At 70.2% G+C, this 19,293-nt stretch carries 20 protein-coding genes and 2 pseudogenes; 8 read left to right on the forward strand and 14 right to left on the reverse strand.

Features of this window, described 5'->3' with window-relative positions:
• Positions 1-21: 21 nt before the first annotated feature.
• Positions 22-2,958, reverse strand: a complete 2,937-nt coding sequence (locus Raf01_RS24200; RefSeq protein ID WP_203920271.1) for an AfsR/SARP family transcriptional regulator — start codon at positions 2,956-2,958, stop codon at positions 22-24.
• A gap of 173 nt (positions 2,959-3,131) precedes the next feature.
• Between Raf01_RS24200 and Raf01_RS24205 the strand changes: the two genes are divergently transcribed.
• Positions 3,132-4,433 carry a hypothetical protein gene (locus tag Raf01_RS24205; RefSeq protein WP_203920272.1) on the forward strand — a complete coding sequence of 434 codons (1,302 nt, stop codon included), beginning with the start codon at positions 3,132-3,134 and terminating at the stop codon, positions 4,431-4,433.
• A 193-nt stretch (positions 4,434-4,626) separates the two neighbouring features.
• On the opposite strand, the gene Raf01_RS24210 is transcribed toward Raf01_RS24205, so the two are convergent.
• The gene (locus Raf01_RS24210; RefSeq protein ID WP_203920273.1) at positions 4,627-5,400 is read right to left on the reverse strand and encodes a maleylpyruvate isomerase N-terminal domain-containing protein; all 774 of its coding nucleotides are present in this window, start codon (positions 5,398-5,400) and stop codon (positions 4,627-4,629) included.
• Positions 5,401-5,564: 164 nt separating this feature from the next.
• On the opposite strand from Raf01_RS24210, the gene Raf01_RS24215 reads away from it, so the two are divergent.
• The gene (locus Raf01_RS24215) at positions 5,565-5,981 is read left to right on the forward strand and encodes a VOC family protein (protein ID WP_203920274.1); all 417 of its coding nucleotides are present in this window, start codon (positions 5,565-5,567) and stop codon (positions 5,979-5,981) included.
• 14 nt (positions 5,982-5,995) lie between these two features.
• Here the strand turns inward: Raf01_RS24215 and Raf01_RS24220 are convergent, their stop codons facing one another.
• Together Raf01_RS24220 and Raf01_RS50920 are read right to left on the reverse strand one after the other, a co-directional pair.
• The gene (locus Raf01_RS24220; protein ID WP_203920275.1) at positions 5,996-6,214 is read right to left on the reverse strand and encodes a hypothetical protein; all 219 of its coding nucleotides are present in this window, start codon (positions 6,212-6,214) and stop codon (positions 5,996-5,998) included.
• Positions 6,189-6,503 (reverse strand): maleylpyruvate isomerase N-terminal domain-containing protein, encoded by a 315-nt coding sequence (locus tag Raf01_RS50920; protein WP_373319556.1) that lies wholly within the window; start codon positions 6,501-6,503, stop codon positions 6,189-6,191. Before Raf01_RS50920 ends, Raf01_RS24220 begins: the two co-directional genes overlap by 26 nt.
• A gap of 198 nt (positions 6,504-6,701) precedes the next feature.
• Between Raf01_RS50920 and Raf01_RS24230 the strand changes: the two genes are divergently transcribed.
• Together Raf01_RS24230 and Raf01_RS49755 are read left to right on the forward strand one after the other, a co-directional pair.
• Entirely contained in the window at positions 6,702-8,144 is a 1,443-nt protein-coding gene (locus Raf01_RS24230; RefSeq protein ID WP_239133863.1) for an MFS transporter, read from the forward strand.
• Positions 8,145-8,216: 72 nt separating this feature from the next.
• Positions 8,217-8,690, forward strand: a complete 474-nt coding sequence (locus Raf01_RS49755) for a hypothetical protein (protein WP_239133868.1) — start codon at positions 8,217-8,219, stop codon at positions 8,688-8,690.
• A gap of 141 nt (positions 8,691-8,831) precedes the next feature.
• Here Raf01_RS49755 and Raf01_RS49760 read toward each other — a convergent pair.
• Positions 8,832-9,014, reverse strand: a pseudogene (locus tag Raf01_RS49760) (DUF899 family protein); the annotation flags it as partial.
• 17 nt (positions 9,015-9,031) lie between these two features.
• Positions 9,032-10,366, reverse strand: coding sequence for an aminotransferase-like domain-containing protein (locus Raf01_RS24240; RefSeq protein WP_203920276.1), 1,335 nt, complete (start codon positions 10,364-10,366; stop codon positions 9,032-9,034).
• Positions 10,367-10,432: 66 nt separating this feature from the next.
• Here Raf01_RS24240 and Raf01_RS24245 point away from each other — a divergent pair, with 66 nt between their 5' ends.
• From Raf01_RS24245 to Raf01_RS24255, 3 genes are all read left to right on the forward strand, one after another.
• A complete protein-coding gene (locus Raf01_RS24245; RefSeq protein ID WP_203920277.1) occupies positions 10,433-11,215 on the forward strand; it encodes an enoyl-CoA hydratase-related protein in 783 nt (260 codons plus the stop codon).
• Positions 11,216-11,293: 78 nt separating this feature from the next.
• Positions 11,294-11,707 carry an OsmC family protein gene (locus Raf01_RS24250; RefSeq protein WP_203920278.1) on the forward strand — a complete coding sequence of 138 codons (414 nt, stop codon included), beginning with the start codon at positions 11,294-11,296 and terminating at the stop codon, positions 11,705-11,707.
• 11 nt (positions 11,708-11,718) lie between these two features.
• Positions 11,719-12,753 carry an SDR family NAD(P)-dependent oxidoreductase gene (locus tag Raf01_RS24255; protein WP_203920279.1) on the forward strand — a complete coding sequence of 345 codons (1,035 nt, stop codon included), beginning with the start codon at positions 11,719-11,721 and terminating at the stop codon, positions 12,751-12,753.
• A 335-nt stretch (positions 12,754-13,088) separates the two neighbouring features.
• Here Raf01_RS24255 and Raf01_RS24260 read toward each other — a convergent pair whose 3' ends face one another.
• The 7 genes from Raf01_RS24260 to Raf01_RS24290 form a co-directional block, all read right to left on the reverse strand.
• Complete coding sequence (locus Raf01_RS24260; protein WP_203920280.1) at positions 13,089-13,862, reverse strand: ABC transporter permease; 774 nt, start codon at positions 13,860-13,862, stop codon at positions 13,089-13,091.
• Complete coding sequence (locus Raf01_RS24265; protein WP_203920281.1) at positions 13,859-14,863, reverse strand: ABC transporter ATP-binding protein; 1,005 nt, start codon at positions 14,861-14,863, stop codon at positions 13,859-13,861. The genes Raf01_RS24260 and Raf01_RS24265 overlap by 4 nt, the downstream gene beginning before the upstream one ends.
• A gap of 191 nt (positions 14,864-15,054) precedes the next feature.
• Positions 15,055-15,957: a permease prefix domain 1-containing protein gene (locus Raf01_RS24270; protein ID WP_203920282.1), complete on the reverse strand. Its 903-nt coding sequence runs from the start codon at positions 15,955-15,957 to the stop codon at positions 15,055-15,057.
• Positions 15,954-16,367 carry a PadR family transcriptional regulator gene (locus Raf01_RS24275; protein ID WP_203920283.1) on the reverse strand — a complete coding sequence of 138 codons (414 nt, stop codon included), beginning with the start codon at positions 16,365-16,367 and terminating at the stop codon, positions 15,954-15,956. Before Raf01_RS24275 ends, Raf01_RS24270 begins: the two co-directional genes overlap by 4 nt.
• 214 nt (positions 16,368-16,581) lie before the next feature.
• A complete protein-coding gene (locus Raf01_RS24280) occupies positions 16,582-17,220 on the reverse strand; it encodes an SET domain-containing protein-lysine N-methyltransferase (protein ID WP_203920284.1) in 639 nt (212 codons plus the stop codon).
• Positions 17,221-17,229: 9 nt separating this feature from the next.
• Positions 17,230-17,499 carry a MarR family transcriptional regulator gene (locus Raf01_RS24285; protein ID WP_203920285.1) on the reverse strand — a complete coding sequence of 90 codons (270 nt, stop codon included), beginning with the start codon at positions 17,497-17,499 and terminating at the stop codon, positions 17,230-17,232.
• On the reverse strand, positions 17,493-17,636 hold the full coding sequence (locus Raf01_RS24290) for a hypothetical protein (RefSeq protein WP_203920286.1): 144 nt from the start codon (positions 17,634-17,636) through the stop codon (positions 17,493-17,495). Before Raf01_RS24290 ends, Raf01_RS24285 begins: the two co-directional genes overlap by 7 nt.
• 196 nt (positions 17,637-17,832) lie before the next feature.
• On the opposite strand from Raf01_RS24290, the pseudogene Raf01_RS50925 reads away from it, so the two are divergent.
• Positions 17,833-17,928: pseudogene (locus Raf01_RS50925) on the forward strand (nucleotidyltransferase domain-containing protein); the annotation flags it as partial.
• Between the two features lie 184 nt (positions 17,929-18,112).
• On the opposite strand, the gene Raf01_RS24295 reads toward Raf01_RS50925, so the two are convergent.
• Complete coding sequence (locus Raf01_RS24295) at positions 18,113-19,168, reverse strand: serine hydrolase domain-containing protein (RefSeq protein WP_203920287.1); 1,056 nt, start codon at positions 19,166-19,168, stop codon at positions 18,113-18,115.
• Positions 19,169-19,293 lie beyond the last annotated feature (125 nt).

The following is a 19,293-nucleotide window of genomic DNA, read 5'->3' on the forward strand; positions in this document are numbered from 1 at the left end:
GGTGACTCCGGACGGCGTGCACTACCGCCGGGACGGCGCCGCGGCATCCAGGTCCGCAAGCCGCGCCCGCACCGCCGCGGCCTCGGGGTGCTGCGTCCCGTCCAGGATGTTCAGGGCCTGCCGCCATGATGCCCGGGCCGCCGCGAGGTCACCGGCGGCGCGGTACGTCTCGCCCAGGCGGCTCAGGCTGGCGGCCTGGTAGTACTTGTCGCCCAGGCCGCGGCGCAGCCGCACGGCTTCGGTGTACGCCGCCACGGCCCGCTCGTAGCGACCCAGTTGGTGGTGGATGTTGCCCAGGCTGTCCCAGGTCTCCGCCTGCCCGACCACGTGCTCCAGTTCCCGGTGCAGGGTCAGCGCCTGCTCGCAGGTGACCAGGGCCTGCTGGTGGTCCCCGAGCCGCACCTGCAACCAGCCGATGGCGGCGAGCGCGTCGGCCTGGCCGACCCGGTGCCCCGTACTCTCGTGCAGGTCGAGCGCCCGCCGCGCGTGTTCGAGCGCCTCCCGGTGCCGGCCCTCGCGCTCGGCGACGATCGTCAGGCTGTACTCGGTGTGCCCCGTGCCGGTCTGGTCGCCGGCGCGCCGGTACAGGTCGAGGGCGATGTGCAGCTGGTCGCGCGCCACGTCGAACTGCCCGAGCCGGATGCAGGCACGGGCCAGGCTACGGCGGCACACCGCCTCCGCGGCCGGATCCGCCAGCCGGCGGGCGGCCTCGATCGCGTCCCGCTGCAGCGCGGCCCAGTCGTGCCACAGGCTGCGCCGATCCAGGAAGGTGGCCGCCGCCCAGGCCAGCTGCCACGCGTGTGCGTCGAAGCCGTACGCGGCGGCCTGACCGGCGGCCGACACCAACGCCAGGTACTCGGCGGTGAACCAGGCCATGGCCTCGTCGTACCCGGACAGCGGTGTGGAGACGACGGCGCGGGTCGCGGCCGGTGGCTGCACCGGGTCCCGGCGCGGGTTGAGCAGGCGGTCGGCCGCGTGCGCGGTGTGTAGGTAGTAATCGAGCATCCGGCGCACGGCGGCCCGACGCCGTGTGGTCGAGTCGGTGGCGGCCTGCTCGGCGGCGTAGTCGCGCAGCAGGTCGTGTGCGGCGAAGCGGCCGGGTACCCGCTCCTCCAGCAGGTGGGCGCCGGCCAGCTCGGCGAGCAGCCGCCGCGCCTCGGGCAGCGTGAGCCCGCCGAGGCTGGCGGCGGCCGGTACGCCGATGTCCGGCCCGGTATGCAGGCCGAGCAGCCGGAACAGCCGGGCCACCGGCCTGCCGAGCGCCCGGTAGGACCAGGAGAACACCGAGCGCACGTCGACCGCCGGGTCCGGGCCGGACAGCCGGTCCAACCGCTCCGGCCCGCCGGCCAGCTCCGCGGCCAGAGTGGCCAGGCTGAACTGCGGATGGGTGACCGCGCGGGCCGCCACGATCGCCAGCGCCAGGGGCAGCCGGGCGCACCGCGCGATGATCTCGTGAGCGGCCTGGCTCTGCTCGGCCAGCCGCGCGCTGCCCAGGCGTCGCTGGAGCAGGTGCCAGGCGTCGGCGGCGGGGAGCAGGTCCAGCGTGACCGGCTGCGCCCCGGCGGCGATCAGGCCGACGAGTGCGCCGCGGCTGGTGACCACCGCCGCGCAGCCCGGCGAGCTGGGCAACAGCGGGCGTACCTGGCCGGCGTCGCGGGCGTTGTCCAGCAGTACGAGTACCCGCCGCCCGGCCAACCGGCTGCGGTAGAGGGCGGCCTGGGCGTCGGAGGCGGCGGGCACCTGGTGTGCGGGCACCTGCAAGGCATCGAGGAATCCGCGGACCACAACGGCCGGGTCGACGGCCTCGCCGTCCGGGCCGTAGCCGCGCAGGTCGGCGTAGAGCAGCCCGTCCGGGAAGCGGTCCCGCGCCCGGTGCGCCCAGTGCACCGCCAGCGCGGTCTTGCCGATCCCCGCGGTACCGGAAACGACCACGATCCGGCTACCGCCCTGCCCGACCGGGCCGGTCCGGCCGTCCGGACCGTCCCGGCCGGGCGGCGGCAGCAGTGAGTCTAATGTGGACAGCTCAGCGATCCTGCCCACGAACCCCGGCACGTCGGCCGGCTGCTGTGCGGGCCGGATGGCCTGCGCCGCTGCGCCGCCGGAAGCCTGGGAACCCTCGCTCCCCGACGCCGGTCGCTCCGGCGCTTCGCGCAGCAGGTCGGCCCGCGCCGCCGCCAGCTCCGGGCCGGGCGCCACACCGAGTTCGTCGCGCAGCCGGCGCCGGATGCCGTCGAACACGCCGAAAGCGCGGTCCCGCCGGCCGGCCGCGCGGTAACAGCGCATCAGTTGCGCGTGCACCGCCTCGTCGAAGGGGTGGGCAGTGGACACCTCGGTCAGGATCGGCAGTGCCTGAGCCGCGACGCCGGCTCCGCGCGCCGCCGAGGCGTACCGCAGTACCGCCGCGCGGTGCTCCTCGATGAGCGCGCGGACCCTCGGATGGCCGGTCGCGCCCGCGGCTTCGGGCAGCGGCGGCCCGTGCCACAGGCCCAACGCCAGGCCCAGCAGTGCCACGGTCCGCTCCGCATCGCCGCGCTGGCCGCCAGTCACATCGGCACCGTGCCGTCCGCCCTCGCCGGGTCCGCTCGCACCGTACCGGGCGTCCGCGGCGCCGACGGCTGCCTCGGCCAGCAGGCGCCGGAACACGCTCACGTCGACGGCGTCCTCGGGCAGGCGCAGCGCGTACCCCGTGCCCACCGCGGGGAGCACCTCGCTGGGTGCGTGCGGACGCCGGGCGGGCTCCAGGAGACGGCGCAGGTGCTTCACGTAGGTCTGGATCACATTGGTCGCGCTGGCCGGCGGCCGCTCCCCCCACAGCGCGTCAACGAGTTCGGATCGGGCCAGGGGCTGACCGTCGGCCAGCGCCATTACGCCCAGCAGCGCCCGCTGCCCGGCCGGACCGAGGTCCAGTTCCGTGGCGTCGCGCCAGGCCCGGACCGGGCCGAGGACCTGCAACCACATGACGCACCGCCCGATCGCACGGAGGCGTGGACCGCAAGCTCGGTCCAGCATCTGTCCAGCGCCCGTCCAGAGAAATCTACCAGCATGAATCGAAACGTCATGGTACGGACGCGGCGCGCGCCCGGCACCGGACGCGCACCACGCCTGCCATGTAGAACCCGAGAGGAGCACGTATGCGCCTGCGCATGGTGACGGTCGCCGCCACGGCGGCCCTCGCGCTGCTGGCCACGGCCGGCCCGGCGTTCGCCGGGACCGGATCCGCCGCGCCGCCCGGCCCCGCCGCCCGGGTGGTGCCGCTGACGCTGCCGCATGTGGACAGACCGACCTCGATCAGGGCGGCGTCGGTCTCGCCGCACGCCACGAGCGACTGCGGTTCGGTGCGGGCAAGGCTGCACGACTATGCCGCCCGCGGCCAGCGCGCGGTGGCCTGTGTGTCGACGGTACCGGCCACCGCCGACCAGCGGTCGGCGGCCCGGCTAGCGCCGGGGGCGGTGCCCCACTCGGCCGACTTCTGCTCCACCATCGACAACGGAGACTGGGCGCTGAACAGGACGGAGGCGTGCTCCCAGGGCCACAACATCTACGAGTCCATCATCGATCCGGAGACCGGGGAGATCGTCGGCACCGCTACCCTGTCGGTCGCGCAGGACATCCTCCTCCAGACCAGCAGCGGGCTGTTCACCGAGAACGACACGATCGTGTGGCTCACCGCGACCGGCGTGGCCACCGCCGCCCGTACCCTGACCTTCACCGGGTCATGCAGTGACAACTGCAGCGCCACGGTCGGTACCCGCACCGCGCCGATCGCACTGGGGCAGACCGTATCGGCGGCCTTCGTCTACGACGACGAACCGGGGACCCGAGTCGAAACGACCGGCATCACCAACACCTTCTTCTGGACCGTGCCGCCCGGAGTCATCCCCGAGGGTCGGGTGAGCTGGTCCGGACCGGGCACCATCAGGTGCGACGGGCAACTGGCCAACCAGAACGCGGGCTGCGTGTTCCCGGAGTTCTCGCCGGTGCTCAGGCTGTCGCTGTCCATCCAGGGCGCGGGCGCGGCCAACGTGGCGGTCGGCGAGTCCTTCCTGCCCGACGGCTTCGGCTCCGCGCAGCCGCTGCACCGGGAGGCGGACGACGACACGGTGACCAGCAACCGCAACGCCATCTGTAACGACGGGACCTTCTTCCCCACCACGTTCGTCAGCAACGACAGCTGCGACGAGTACGCCTTCGCCAGCAGCCAGGAGAGCGGTGCCTCGTTCGGCCTCACCGGCCTGTCGTGCGCCGAAGCGGTACCGTTCCAGGCGAACGGGCAGTGGGTGGTGCAGTTCTTCTCCTATGTGGGCAACGAGCGATGCCTGCGGGGGCACGTACCGCTGGACCAGAACCAGGCGGTCGGCTCGGTCCTGGGTACCCTCGTCCGCACCGACCGAATCCTGGACGGCGACGGCTACTACGTCTCCATCGCCCCCTAGCCTGTGCGGAAGTCGCCCGCGACGTGGCTGACGCGACGCTGCCGCCACGGGCACGGATCGACGTCGAGTGAGGTCTGTTGACCGGGGTCTCCGGTAGGAAGGGCGTCGTCGAAGACGGCCCCGCTACCGGAGACCTCCACCTCGACGGCAAACGGCGCCAGCAGCCGGGATCCTCAGGTGACCTCTTCCCGTTTTACGCGTTCGGGTCCCAGTCTGCGAGCCGCTCCATCGGCTCGGTGTCGCCGGTGGTCTCCAGGCCGTCGAGCGGGATGCGCCCGTAGAAGTAGAGGATCAGTTCGCTCGCTGCGCCTCGCACCGCCATGTCGCCCGGCTCCGCGTCGGGGGCGAGGTCGTCGCAGCGGACGCCGTCGGCGTTGAGGGTCAGGCGCCAGGAGCGGCCCTCGGTCGTGTGCAGGTCGATGGTCGCCGGCTTGAACGGCCAGGGGACGGTCGTCGCCGAGCAGGTCGTCAGGAACTCGTCGACGCCCTCGACCGCGATGTCCGTCGGCAGCGGCTGTGCGGCCCCCTGGGTGAGCTGGGCGTCGTAGGTGTGGACGGCGATCTCCTGGATCTGGTGCCGGGCAACGGCTCCGCTGGTCTCCGGGGCCTGCGAGCGGCCCCACCAGGTCCAGCAGCCGCGGTCCGGGCCGGCCTCGCGCATCGCGTCGAGCATGAGCTCGATCGACTCGGCGAGCCAGGCGTCCAGGGCTTCGCGGTCGCGGGGCGCGGTCGGGGCGCCCTTCGGGTCCGTCCTCGCCGGGGGCTCAGCGCCCGGGCCCGTCGCGACGATGGCGGCCTGGCGGCGGCGGCCGTCGCCGAGGTGCTGCGCCAGTTCGCGCAGCGTCCAGTCCGGGCAGGTCGGGACCTGGACGTCAAGGTCGGGGGCGGACGCGATCGCGGCGCGGAACGCGGCAGAGCGGTCTTCGATCAGTCGCAGGACCTCGGGAAACTCCAAGATGTTTTGCACGTCGGTTGTGTATCACGGCGCTCCGGCCGCCGGGTAGCGAATTTGTCGGAGTCAGGGTGGGACGCTGTTGCGGCCGACAGCCGTAGTTGCAGGTTGCGCAACAACTCGTCGCATGTGTCGTACTGTGTTGGCCCGTACGTTGCCGAATCAGCCAGGGAGCCGACATGTCCGACGAACCCGCTGTCCGAGAACTCCGCCTCGTGGTAACCGCAACCGACTACGAAGCGGCACTGCACTTCTACCGCGATGTCCTTGGCCTGGCCGAGCGTGCTGCTTTCTCCTCTCCCGATGGGAAGGTCACCATCCTCGACGCCGGCCGAGCCACCCTGGAGTTGGCCGACCCCGGCCATGCTGCCTTCATCGACGAGGTCGAGGTGGGGCACCGAGTGGCTGGCCACATTCGCGTCGCGTTCCAGGTCGACAACTGTGACACCACCACTTCGAGGCTGGCCGCTGCAGGTGCTCAGGTGGTCGCACACCCGACCCGGACTCCATGGAACTCACTGAACGCACGGCTGGAGGCACCCGGCGATCTGCAGTTGACGCTCTTCACCGAACTCGAAGGTCCCGGAACTGACTGAGAAGTCGTTGCAGACTACTGGTGTCTCGCTCGTAGTGCGCGATACCCGCGGTCCTTCGGCCGCCGCCACATCGGGCCGTCGACCGGCGCCATCACGTCCGCCATGCTCACCGGCGGACGCTCCGCCGTCCGCGCCGCCTCCAGCGACCCGCAGGCGTTGAAGCCCGGCCAGGTGTTCGGCTTCGTGTTCCGGCGGGGGAACCGGCTCTCATAGTCGACCGCGGCGTTGATCATGCGTAGCAGCGACAACGTGGACGTCGATCCGGTGAACCACCGTCTCAGGTGCCTGTCGCCGAATCCAGTAATCACGGCTTCTGTCGCTCGGCCACATCGTCCAGCACCGCAGACTCGCGGCCGCGTCGCCCATTGCCTCCGTTACCCGGACATGCGCCGCGGCGACGCGCGCGGACTCTCGGCCGCGCATCGACGGTTCGCCGGGAACTGCTCTGTCGGGGTTTCGGTGTGGCCCGGCCCACTTTGTAGCAGAGCACCGACTAATTCGGCGCTTCCGGGAAGTCTGCATTCCCGACAGGCCCGGTGCCCGTTCCGCGCCTGACTCGAACAGGCGGAGGTGACCATGCAGAAGGCGGCGCTCACCGGCGCGGCTGCTGCGTCAAGAGCCTCGCGATGACCGTCGACGGCCGAATCGCCTCCTGATCCCGGCCGGCGGGCGGGCACAAGACCGCTCCCGCCGGCACACCGGCTACACGATTGGACAGATGTGGACAAGAAGGCAGCGCCGGCGGCCACGACGCCGGCACAGCGGTGGGTGCTCGGCCTCAGCGCCCTCGCGTCATTCGTGGTGGTGCTGGACATGCTCGTGGTGGCGACCGCGCTGTCCGCGATTCAGCACGATCTCGGCGCGTCCCTTGAGGACCTTGAGTGGACCGTGAACGCCTACACGCTCAGCTTCGCAGTTTTGCTGATGACCGGGTCGGCGCTGGGCGACCGCTACGGGAGGCGCCGCCTCTTCGCGATCGGGCTCGGCCTGTTCGCCGCAGCGTCCGCTGCCTGTGCGCTGTCCACCCACGTCGGCGCGCTGGTCGCGGCCCGCGCCGTGCAGGGTGCGGGCGCCGCGTTGATCATGCCGGTGGCGCTCGGGCTGCTCAACGGCGCGTTCCCGCCCGAACGCCGCGGTTGGGCCACCGGGATCTACGGCAGCGTCACGGGGCTTGCCGCGATCGTCGGCCCGATCCTCGGCGGTGTCGTGACCGAGCACCTGGCGTGGCAGTGGATCTTCTGGCTGAACGTCCCGATCACGCTGATCGCGATCCCGCTGGTGCTCGGGCGCATCGCCGAGGCTCACGGGCCGGGTGGCACGCTGGACCTGCCGGGCCTAGCCCTCGCCGCAGCAGCGGCGCTGGGCATCACGTGGGCTCTGGTACGCGGCAACACGGCCGGATGGAGCAGCGCCGAAACGGTCTCCACGCTGGCCGGTGGCCTCGTGCTCGGCGTGTTGCTCGTCGTTCGGGAGCTGCGTGCCCGGGCCCCCATGCTGCCGATGCGGCTCTTCCGATCGTCGGCCTTCTCCGCCGGCAACGCGGTGGTCTTCTTCCTCAACGGCTCTCTGACCAGTGCGATCTTCTTCACCGCCCAGTTCCACCAGGTCGCGCTCGGCCACGGACCGGTGGCGGCCGGCTTACGGCTGCTGCCCTGGGGCATCGCGCCGTTCCTCATCGCTCCCCGAGCCGGCGCACTCACCGATCGGATCGGCGAGCGATCACTGATCCTCATCGGCACGCTCTTGCTCGCGCTCGGCATGGGCTGGATCGCCCTGATCTCCGAACCGGGCATCGGCTACGTCACGACAGCGGTGGCGATGGCTGTCGGTGGCATCGGGTTCTCACTAGCCCTGCCGGCCGTCACCAAGGCGGTCGTGAGCCGGGTCGCACCTCAGGACATCGGCCGGGCGTCGGGCACGTTCAGCACCAGCCGCCAGCTCGGTGGCGCGTTCGGGATCGCCCTCACCGGCGCGGCCTTCGCCGCAGCCGGCGGCTACGCCACTGCCCGCCAGTTCAGCGACGGCTACATCGTGGCGATGAGCGTCTCCGCAACTCTCGCCTTCGCCGCCGCTGTCGCCGGCATCGTGCTGCCGCGGCACCGCCGCCCCACGCCCGCAACCGCGGACAGACGCCCCGCGCCCGTTGCGGCTCAGACCGACTGAGGTGACGAGCGATGCCGACGCGCCCCGGCATCGCGGTAAGAGAAACCTTCATCACGCTAAGGAGAGTCAGAAGTGATCAGAAAACGCTTCGTTCGGGTCCTGTTCGGGGCGGCGCTCGTGGCCACCTCGCTCGTGGCCACGTCGCCAGCGGGCCCGGCCTACGCGGGCGGATACGGCTGCACCGGCTCCTCCGTCGGCAGTTGGACAATCTACGGCAGCGAAGGTGCGGCCGCAGACATCGATCTGTACTACGACTCCAGCACCGGCTGGAACTGCGCCGTCGTTGTGAAGCGGACCAGTAACGTCTTCTACGGTCTGGCGACCAACATGTACATCTATATGCACAACAGTTCCTACGACGACAATCACATCAAGAACAACTGGTCCGAGGACAGCGGCATGTACAAGTACTATGCCGGGCCAGTCAGGGTCTACGGCAAAGACATGTGCATCTGGATCGAGGGGGCAACCGCGGAGAACAACGGGCCCAACTCCGAATACTGGGACTTCGATGTGCGCGACGTCAACAGGGTGGCTTGCGATTGACCTTCGGGCTCGGGTGAACACCGGCGGCCGGCCCACGTTCGGCATGGCGTAACCGGCCACGCCGACGACAACCGTCGGACGCGTTCGGCCGGCAGGTGCCTTCCGTGACGGGTGATTCGGGTCTGCGACAAGCCGAACCCGCCCGGATCGGAAGGCACTTACGGGTGGGCCCACGTTGTCCACGGCATACGAACAGCTCGGGCAGCCGTCCTCCCAATCCGGGTGGAACATGAAGTGGTACACGATGAGTTGACCGCGGCCCTCGAACAGATCGCCCAGACGCGTCTTGCCGGCCGGACCTTCGAACACGTAGTCCTTGTCGATCCTGAGTACGTTGCGGCCTACGGGGCGATCGCGTCCACCGCGGTGCGCAGGCGGCGCAGGATCGGGCCCAGCTCCTCCCGCGGCGGGGTGGCCAGCGCCAGACGCAGCGCGTGCGGCCGGTAGCCGCCGGTGGCGAAGGCGTCCGCGGTGGACACGAGGATGCCCTCGTGCGCGAGGACGTTCGCCGCCAGGTCTGGGCGCTGGTGTGGCTCCAATCGGAGCCAGACGATGTACGAGCCGGGGTGGGCGGTGAAGTCCAGGCCCTGCAACGCCATGCGAGCGATGTCCTGCCGGATGGCGGCGTCCTCCCGGCGGGACTGTTCGAGGCGGGCGACCGTACCGTCCGCCAGCCACCCGGTCGCCAGCGAGGTCACCAGCGTCGGGCCGCCCCATGCGGCGGCCCGCAGTTGCCGGACGACCGCGGCAATGTGTGCGTCCGGCACCACCGCGAAGCCGAACCGCAGGCCCGCGGCCACGTTCTTGGACAAGCCGGCAACGTAGAAGGTCCGCTCCGGCGCCAGGGCCTGCAGTGGTGGCGGTGGCGCCGGCTCGAGGAACGCGTACGTGCCGTCCTCGACGAGCAGGCTGTCGCCGGCCCGGGCCGCGGCCACGATTCGCTCGCGCTGCCCGGCGTTCAGCACCCAGCCGAGCGGGTTGTGCACGGTGGGCGCGGCGTAGATCGCCCGGACCGGGCGGGTGCGGCACAGCGCGTCGAGGGCATCGAGGTCGGGCCCGTCGGCGCGGATCGGCACCGGCGCGAGTTGCAGGCCGTGCGCGGCTGCGAGCAGCTTGATGCCGGGATACGTCAGAGCGTCGACGGCCAAGATGTCGCCGGGCCGGGTCAGCGCGCGCAGGACCGTGTCGAGGCCCTGCTGCGAGCCGCCGGTCAGCAGGACGTTCGCCGGCACTGTGTCGACGCCGTGGCCGAGCAGGTACGTGGCCACCACCGCGCGGTCGACCTGGCGGCCGCCCGGCGGTTCCTGGCGCAGCAGGCTCTCGATGTCGCCCATCCCGGCGCGGCGGCGCAGCGCCTCCCGCAGTTGACCGCCCTGCTCCGTGCTGAGCGGCTGATTGAACGAGAGGTCGGCGACGCGGGGCACCGGCAGCGCTCGCGTCGGCTCCGCGCCGTCGTAGCCGGACACGTCCCGCACATACGTGCCGCGCCCCGGCTCGCCGACCGTCAGGCCCATGACGGCCAGCTCACCGTATACCCGGGTGGCCGTGGCGACCGCGATCCGCCGCTCGCGGGCCAGCTCGCGATGCGTCGGCAGCCGGGTCCCGGCCGCGATCCCGCCCGAGCGGATCCGGCCGGCGAGCTCCTCGGCGATCAACCGATAGGACGTCGACGCCACGAGGATGCTCCTGTACCTAGGACAATCGTTGGATCGTCCTAGTGTACGGCGACTACGGTTCACGCCATGATCGTCGAACTCCACAATCGCGTCGCCACTCTGACCATCGACCGCGAGGCCAAGCTCAACGCCCTGGACTACCCGACCATCGACGCGATGCTCGCGGCGCTGGACCGCTTCGAGACCGATCACAGCATCCGCGTGGTCATCGTGACCGGTGCGGGCCGGAAGGCGTTCAGCGCAGGCGCGGACATCCCGGCGCTGGCGGCCAGCATCGGCAACGGCCCCGAGCACGCCATGCGCGACATCGTCCGGCGCGGCCAGGCGCTGACCTGCCGGATCGAGGAGTACCCCAAGCCTGTGATCGTCGCCGTCAACGGCCTGGCCTACGGCGCCGGCTGCGAGATCACCGAGGCGGCCCCACTCGCCCTCGCCGCCGAGCACGCGACCTTCGCCAAGCCCGAGATCACCCTGGGCTTCCCGCCGCCCTTCGGCGGCACTCAACGACTGCCCCGGCACATCGGCCGCAAGCACGCGCTGGAGATGATCCTGACGGGCGAACCAATCCCGGCAACCCGCGCCGCCGAACTCGGCCTGATCAACGACGTCGTACCGGCCGATGACCTGCTGCCGGCAGCCCAGGAACTGGCCGCCCGGATGATCCGGCACGCCCCAAGCGCCGTCGCCGCCTGCCTGCGGGCGGTCACACGTGGCATCAACCTGCCGATCGACGAGGGCCTCGCCGTCGAGGCAGCCGCCTTCGCCGCCACCGTCGCCACCGATGGCGTCCACAACGGCCTGCGACGCTTCCTCGACAGCCGCCACGACAGCGGCGTGGTCACTCGTTGAAGAAGCCATCAAGTCGCCGGCGATTGGGGGCGGCCGATGATGGAGAATCCTTTCGCATTCGGCGCCGGAGGAGGCCAGGTGACAGAACTGAAGATCGAACGGACCGGTACGCACACGTTCACCGGCACCAACGCACGCGGTGCCACGGTACGAATTGGTGGAAACGACGTACCCGGTGCCTTCACACCCGGTGAGCTACTTCAGATCGCCACGGCCGGGTGCGCCGCGTTGACGGTGGAAGAACTCCTCACCCAGTGCGCCGGCGACGACGCCCCGCTTACCGCGACCGTCTCCCCCGAACGGGCCCCGGACGTACGTGAATACGAGCGGTTGCGGGTCACGCTGTACGCCGACCTTTCGTTCCTGGACGACGCCACACACGCGCGGGTATTGGACGCCATGCACACCGCGATACGGACGCGCTCCACGGTGACCCGCACCGTCGAGCGCGGCGCCCCAATCGAACTCAGCATCGAACCTCGGCCATCCTGAGCCCGACACCGATGCCCGATTTCTCCGAGTCCAGTCCGGGCGAGATTCGCCGGCATCACCATCCATCGACTGTCGACGAACCGAGAAGACTAAGATCCAGTGTCAACGCGGACCTATTCCGTCTGGGCCTGACCTGCGTTCTAAACAGACCGCTTCAGCCGTACCTCACACCGGTACGAGTCACGCTCTTTCGTGAAAGGACAATCATGCACAGCAACCTGACAGGCAAGGTGTGCATGGTCACCGGGGCCAATCGCGGCATTGGCTACGCCACGAGCGTCGCACTGGCCCGCGCCGGCGCCATAGTCACGCTGGTCGGTCGTGACCCGGCCCGGCTGGAAAGCGCCCGGGACGCGATCCGCCGGACCACCGGAGCCGACCGGATCGATTACCTGCCCGCCGACCTGGCCTCCCAGGCCGCCGTCCGTTCCCTGGCCGAACGGTTCCGGGACCGTCACGACCGCCTCGACGTGCTGGTGAACAACGCCGCCACCATATCCGAGCAACGGCAGGTCACCGTGGATGGCCGCGAGCGCACCTTCGCCGTCAACCACTTGGCGTACTTCCTGCTCACGCGGCTGCTGTTGGACCTGCTCGTAGCCGCTCACGGTGTCGTCGTCAACGTCGCGGCGAGCAGGCACCGCGACGCCGTGGAGGGTATCGAGGACATCGACTCGCTCACCGGCTACGAGATGAGAAGCGCGTACATACGCTCGAAGCTGGCCAACGTCAGCTTCACGCTGGAGCTCGCCCGGCGACTGGGTGCATCAGCCCGCGCGAACAGCTTCTGCCCCGGCGCCACCGCGACCGAAGCGCTGATGCAGTTCGCACGGATCCCGCCAGAGCAATGGCAGCAACGACTCGCGCAATATCCATCCCCCGACACCGCCGCCGAAGTGGCGATGAGCGTCATCACCTCACCCGGCACCGGCCGGTACCTCGAAGACGGCGTGGACGTCACACCATCGCCGCAGGCGCTCGACCAGGATCTCGCCCGCCGGCTATGGAGCCGGTGCTCGGCCCTCACCGGTCTCCCCGAGGACTGACCACCGGCGTCGAACGTCACCAGCCGCACGCCGATGACCAGCCAGAACGCTTATCTTCCCGGCTTTGGGCTTCACCAGCGGCGACTGACGCGCGACAAGGTGCCGGCATCGGTGGCCTGACAGTGCCGCAGCCTCACCACGACGAATGAGCCCAACGCCAAGCGCCGTCGATGGCTACCGGCCCGTCGACTGGGTGCGGCCCCGTACGACGCCCTGGCCTGCAGCTGCCGGACAGGGGAGCTGCAGACCAGGGCGGCTCGCCCGGGCCGAATTCCGCGTTGCTACGGCGGATCACACGTTGCCGTCCACCGCAAGGTGACCGAAACAGACAGACCTCAGAGGGAACGCTGGTAGACGCGGTAGGCGCGGGCCGCCAGCCACGCCATCACGATCGCCAGTACCGCCAGCAGCGCCACCCGCTCGAACACGAACCCCCAGTCCGGCGCCGCCCGTAGCGACTCCCGACTGGCTACCGCCGCCCAGTTCAGCGGGTTGAACCGGGCCAACCGGCCGACCCAGCCGGGCATCAAAGCGGGCGCCATCATCACCGAGGACAGGAACGCCAGCGGTAGCACCAGGAACTGCGAGACCGCGATCAACGCCTCCTGCTGGTGGACCAGCAGCGCGACCGCGTTGGACAGTCCGGCGAACACCAGGGCGAGCAACGCCGCACAACCCAGCACGACCAGCAGCCCCAGGGGCCCACCCGGGTACCGGGCACCGGCTACCAGCCCGGTACCGAACATGATCAGCGACTGGACCACGGTAATCAGGGCCTGGTACGCCATCGAGCCGGCGACCAGGGCGGACCGGCGTACCGGGGAGGTGAGGGTGCGGTCCATGACCCCGCGCTCCATGTCCTGCACGATCGAGGTGCCGCTCCACCCGGCGGACATCATCGCGGTCATCACCACCACGCCCGGTGTGAGGTAGTCCAGGTAGTTGCCGCCGAAGCCGGGCAGCTCCGCAACCCGGCGGAAGAGCTGGCCGAACAGCAACAGCCACACCATCGGCTGGACCAGCGTGAACAGCAGGTACGCGGGCTGACGGGACAGGGTACGCAACGAGCGGCCGGACAGCAGCCCGGTATGGGTCAACACGCTCGTCATACCGGCACCACCTCCCGCCCGGCCCCGGCCCGGTCCGCTTCGCCGAAACTGCGGCCGGCGTGGTGCAGGTACACGTCGTCCAGCGAGGGCCGGGCGACGCTCACCGACGTTAGCCCGACTCCGGCGCCCTCCAGCGCGGCGAGCACCGCGGGCAGCGCGGCGGCCCCGTTGCCCACCCGAGCCTGCAGGGTGGCGCCTTCGGCGAGAGTGGCGCTGACCCCGGGGACCGTCCCGATCGCCCGGCCGGCCCGGTCCGCCTCTGACGGGCGGACCAGACCCACCCGGACGGTGTCTCCGCCCAACTCACTCTTGAGCTGGTCGGGGGTGCCGGCGGCGACCACCCGCCCGGCATCGACGATGACCAGTTGTGCGGCCAGGTGGTCGGCTTCGTCGAGGTAGTGCGTGGTCAGCAGCACAGTCAGCCCGTCGTGGCGGGCCAGCCGGGCGATCTCCGCCCACAGGTCCAACCGCGCCTGCGGATCCAGGCCGGTGGTGGGTTCGTCGAGGAACAGCACGCGGGGGCGGTGCATCAGCCCCATGGCGACGTCGAGCTTGCGCTGCATCCCGCCGGACCAGGCGCCGGCCAGCCGGCGAGCGGCCGCGGACAGATCGAGGCGGTCGAGCAATTCGGCCGCGCGCGCCCGGGCCGCGCGGGCCGAGGCGCCGTGGACCCGGCCCTGCAACACGAGGTTCTCCATCCCGGTGGCGACCGGGTCGAAGCCCGGCTTCTGCGAGACGTACCCGATGAGCCGCCGGACCTGGTCGGGGTGCTTGCCGACGTCGATGCCGAGGATGCTGGCCCGGCCCCGGTCCGGCCGCGACAGTGTGGTCAGGATCCGTACCGCGGTCGACTTGCCGGCTCCGTTCGGGCCAAGCAGCCCGAACACGATGCCGGGGCGCACGGTGAAGGTGAGGCAGTCGAGGGCACGTACGGCCTTGGCGCCCTTACCGTACGTCTTTTCCAGCTCCACCGCCTCCACGGCCGGTGCTGGTGTGGACATGTGTGCTCCTTGAGATTGCCGGGCGGTCCGGCCGCCCGGGATGCGAAGGAGCCGGCGGGTCGAGGTGCGGCGTGGGCTACCGTGGCGATTGCAGGCACGCACGGCGGGTCGGCCGCCTCGGTCGACGACTCCGGTGTGTCACCCCGTGGCCGCGGTGTTGGCGCACCGCGGCCACGGACTCTTCAGGACCTCTACTCGGGCCGTGGGACGAACAGCATCCGAGCGAGCATGATCATCATGATCACGACGCCGCCTACGATTGCCAGCCAGGACCAGACCCAGCCGGCGGTCAGGGTGAGCACCACGAACCCGACAATGGCCAGCAGCCAGGTGACCGCGGTGTAGACGCCGAACCGGGCGGCGGCCGCGGGATCCTCGGCGAACCGGTTGCCGACAGCCGCGTGCGACTCCTGCATCCGGACCACCCATTCCTTGTGGCGATTGGTCTGCGTGGCACCGAGGTAGCTCAGCAGCCCGACGGCCACCAGTACCGACACCGCGCCACCGATGACCCAGCCCATGCCGCCGTCGCGCAGGTACAGCCAGCCGCCGCCCAGCCCGGCCACGGCCAACAGGGCACCGACGCCGTACCCGGCGGCGCGCCGGCCGGGCATCGGGTGGTTGCTGGTCGTCTCCTGACACAGCGCGTCAGCGGTGACCGCTCCAGCCGCCACGGCGACGCCGAGTACCGCGGCGACCTGACCGCCGAGCGGGACACCGCCTGCGGTGGCGGCCAGGGCCAGTACGGCCAGCCCGGCCACTCCGAGCGCGGACAGCAACACGGTGCGCAGTACGAAATCCGGCCGAGGGCGCACCCGCTGGTGCTGCCACGGTGCGGCGGAGGTGGTAGCAGCCGGTTCCGTGCCGTCGACGATGGCGTGGACGTCGCCGAGTTCCTCAACCGCCCGGCGCGCAGCAGCGCCCCCGGCCAGCCCACCGGCCTCCAGTTCGGCCACCCGAGCCATCAGATTGGCTCGCATCTCCTCTTTCAGATCCTGCCGTTCGAGGGTCATCTCAATGCCCGCGAACGCCTGGTCGAGCAGCCGATGGACATCCATGTCGGAGCCGCCCGTGATGTCGTTGGGTCTGGTCACGATGACCGCCTTCCGGGTGCCGCGCCGCCGGGACCGGTGGACCGGTCCAGGTCGATAAGGGAGTCGATGAGATCGCGGGTGAGCGCCCAGGCCGCCACGTTGCGGCGGTACACGGCGCGGCCCGCGTCGGTGATGCGGTAGTACTTGCGCCGCCCGCCCTGGCTCTCATCACCCCAGTACGCCTCGATGAGGCCGTCTTTCTCCAGGCGCCGGTACGTCGCGTAGAGAGTCGCCTCCTTGATCTCGTGCCGGCCGCCAGTGGCGTCCCGGATCCGCTTGAAGATCTCGAAGCCGTAGCTGTCGTCCTGACGCAGCACTGCCAGCACGATCGTGTCGGTGTGCCCGCGCAGCAGGTCGGCGGCGAGGACTTCGACGCTGGAGGAGCCATCGCCCCGGGCGTTCTCAACCACGCCAGCTACTGTATCAGATACAGTACTCGACGTCGTCCACCACTGCGGCGTCGACCGGCTGTCAACCTGGTGTGGGGGCGCCCCGCCTCAGGGAGGCGGACACCTCGATGCCGACTGCGGTGGCGCAGTGTAGAAGTCGAGCATCGTGGCGATGAGGGTGCCGTAGGCCCGTCAGACATGTCGACGATGCCGAACCACCGTCCGCGCGGATGACTCATCCAGCATGGTGATAGACGATCTGCCAGTTTCCTGCGACAACCTTGAGGAGCATGGTGTGATGCCGTAGGCCGCTGTCGGTGACGGCTTCAGCAGAGCAGAGCGCCTCCCAGCGTCCGGTGCCGACGAGCCACTCGGCCTCGGACAGTGACGCTATTCCGGCCTCGGGCAATGCGGCGCTGAAGGCGTCTCGCCCCCGGACCGCGCGTCCTGCCATCCACAGCGTGGCGTGGCGGTCGATCAAGGAGGCGAGGAGTTTTTCCGATCTTTTGCTGAGTGCGTGCCGGTAGGCGTCGAGGAAAGTGTCGAGTTCGTGGGCGGTTTCCTCGTTGGCGTCGATGGTGATCGGCTCGCCCTGCGCGATGGGCCGTAACGCGATATCGCAAGCTCGATCGAAGTCCTGGTAACAGGAGGGGTCGTCCGCGTGGTTCACGAAACGCGCCGGTGCTGGGTAGAGGTAGCGGCGGCCTGCGTAGCTGTGCACGAAGAGATCCTCGCCAGCAGGTAGGGCCAGGTAGTCGGCCTCGTCGAGTGGCTGAAGCCGGTAAGACACGACCACTTCACCGGCGGCGAAGTCACGCGCGGCGTAAACGCCTGTGCCGGCGAGGTTGCCCGGGCCAAGTATCACATCGTCCACAACGGACACCTAGTTCGAGTCCGCGGTGGGGGTCGTGCGCGGCTCGGGCTTGGTATTCAAGGTGACGAAGATCCGGGTGAGGGCTGCTATATCGTCGGCGTCGAGCGCGGCGAGCGCGGGCGGCGGATCGGTGAGGATGTCGTGAGGGTGCGGCAGTCGCCGGACGAGACCGCGTCGTTCGAACAGATCGACCGCGACGGTGGCAGCGGAGGGGTCGACCTCGACGGCCTGCGCGACCTCGCGAAGGGTCATCAGCGCCTGCGCGAGTTTGATCAGCACTCGGATTTCCCCACCCCGAGGTCCAGCTCAAGACGCAGGGCGCGGAGCCGGTCCTGACCGGTGACGAATGCCAGCACCTGCGCCCAGGCTTCTGCCGCCGGGGAGTCGCCGACGGAAACGCTCCTGTCGAGGTTCATCGCGCCACATCCAAAGCTCGCGTTCTCAACTGCTGGACACTGCGTTCGGCGTGGGTCCTGACCCAGCGTCCGGTCGAGTTCAGACCGAACAGCACGGTCGCGCCGCCGCAGCCGGCGAGCACAGCCTAGGCGGCATGACTCGCCGCAACGAACCCGGCCGAACGACCGGCAACTGGCCGCCCGCATTGGTGGCTGTCTGGCGGACGTACCCGGCATCGACGCCGCCGCGCTGTTCGGCAGCATGGCCCGGGGCGACGGGAATTCCTGCAGCGACATCGACATTCTGATCACCACCAGCGACCTCGACCTCGACCCGGCGGCCGTTCGGGATCAGTTGCCACGCCGGCTGCAGCACCCGAGGTTGGCACCACCACACCGCCACCGCCCGCCGACCGAAACGCGCGGCTGGCCGCCATTCAGACACAGCTTCGAGCATTCGAGGACCTCAGCGTTCGACGGCGTACTGCCGGGTTGCGTCACCTGTTGGTCGTGGCGTCGCGGGCCGCCTCGTTGTGCACCAACCTGCGTACACGGGCAAAGTCTTCGCCGGCGCGCGAGGGATGCACCCGATTGGTCAGCAGCACGATGTAGATGCCGAGGTCCGGGTCGATCCACAGACTCGTTCCGGTGAAGCCGGTATGTCCGTACGCCCGCACGCCCAACAGGTCACCAGCTGGACTGTTCTCTGGGTCTCGGCCCTGCCAGGCCAAGCCGCGCCGTAGCGGCAGGTGGTCGGTGGCCGGCTCGATCATCTGGACCAGGCCGGCGGGTGAGAGCAACCGCCCATGCGGACCGACGCCGCCGCGGCACAGCACCTGTCCGAGAGACTCCACGTCGGCCAGTGAGGCGAACAGCCCGGCGTGGCCGGCGATGCCGCCGAGCACCTCGGCATTCTCATCATGCACCGTCCCCTGGACCAGGCGTCCCCGCCAGGGGCACTCCTCGGTCGCCGCCGCGTGCTGTTGCAGGTCGGCGGGCAGCAGGAAGCGGGTTTCCATCATCCCAGCCGGCCGTGTCACCTGGTGCGCGACCAGCTGGTCCAGTGACTGTCCGCTGACCGCTTCCGCGATCAGCCCCAGCAGGATGAAGCCCTGCGAGCTGTAGGTGACGTTGCTTCCGGGGGCAAACGCCACGGGCACGTCGCGGATCGCGTCGACCAACTGCGCGGGCGTGCTGCACCAGCGGTACAGCGGGATCTGTCCGGGGATGCCGGAGGTGTGCGTGAGCAGCTGGCGGATGGTCAGGTTCGCCTTGTCGCTGTGGGCGAATGCCGGAAGGTGCTGACCGATGGTGTCCTCGAGCAGGAGCATTCCGGACTCGACCAGTGACATGACCGCCAGCCCGACGATGGGCTTGGTGACGGAGGCCAGGTCCCACAGGGTGTGCGCGTCGGCGTCCGGTCCGCCCCAGGACAGCGTCCCGATGGTCCCGCGACCGAGGATCTGTTCGCCGCTCCCGTAGGACCATGCCGCCGCGGAGAACATCCGCTGGTCGCGGGCCTGCTCGAGAATAGCCTGAACTCCTGCGCTCACCGGCGTTCTCCTCCGTCTCTGCCCCAGGCCCTACCGTCCGGCCGGGGCCGTGTCACGCCATCGGCACCGCGCGCGGTCAGCCCGCGTACGCCACAACGTCGATCTCGACAAGAATTCCGTTGAGA

This window comes from Rugosimonospora africana (genome assembly GCF_016862975.1).
Lineage (GTDB): Bacteria > Actinomycetota > Actinomycetes > Mycobacteriales > Micromonosporaceae > Rugosimonospora > Rugosimonospora africana.

What these genes read in the sequence shown, in the direction of transcription:
- Raf01_RS24260 (WP_203920280.1), bottom strand. Translation starts at nt 13,862, where the DNA reads ATGACGAGCGTGTTGACCCATACCGGGCTGCTGTCCGGCCGCTCGTTG.
- Raf01_RS24215 (WP_203920274.1), top strand. Translation starts at nt 5,565, where the DNA reads ATGTCCGACGAACCCGCTGTCCGAGAACTCCGCCTCGTGGTAACCGCA.
- Raf01_RS24255 (WP_203920279.1), top strand. Translation starts at nt 11,719, where the DNA reads ATGCCCGATTTCTCCGAGTCCAGTCCGGGCGAGATTCGCCGGCATCAC.
- Raf01_RS24205 (WP_203920272.1), top strand. Translation starts at nt 3,132, where the DNA reads ATGCGCCTGCGCATGGTGACGGTCGCCGCCACGGCGGCCCTCGCGCTG.
- Raf01_RS24220 (WP_203920275.1), bottom strand. Translation starts at nt 6,214, where the DNA reads ATGATCAACGCCGCGGTCGACTATGAGAGCCGGTTCCCCCGCCGGAAC.
- Raf01_RS24265 (WP_203920281.1), bottom strand. Translation starts at nt 14,863, where the DNA reads ATGTCCACACCAGCACCGGCCGTGGAGGCGGTGGAGCTGGAAAAGACG.
- Raf01_RS24245 (WP_203920277.1), top strand. Translation starts at nt 10,433, where the DNA reads ATGATCGTCGAACTCCACAATCGCGTCGCCACTCTGACCATCGACCGC.
- Raf01_RS24200 (WP_203920271.1), bottom strand. Translation starts at nt 2,958, where the DNA reads ATGTGGTTGCAGGTCCTCGGCCCGGTCCGGGCCTGGCGCGACGCCACG.
- Raf01_RS50920 (WP_373319556.1), bottom strand. Translation starts at nt 6,503, where the DNA reads ATGCAGACTTCCCGGAAGCGCCGAATTAGTCGGTGCTCTGCTACAAAG.
- Raf01_RS24290 (WP_203920286.1), bottom strand. Translation starts at nt 17,636, where the DNA reads ATGAACCTCGACAGGAGCGTTTCCGTCGGCGACTCCCCGGCGGCAGAA.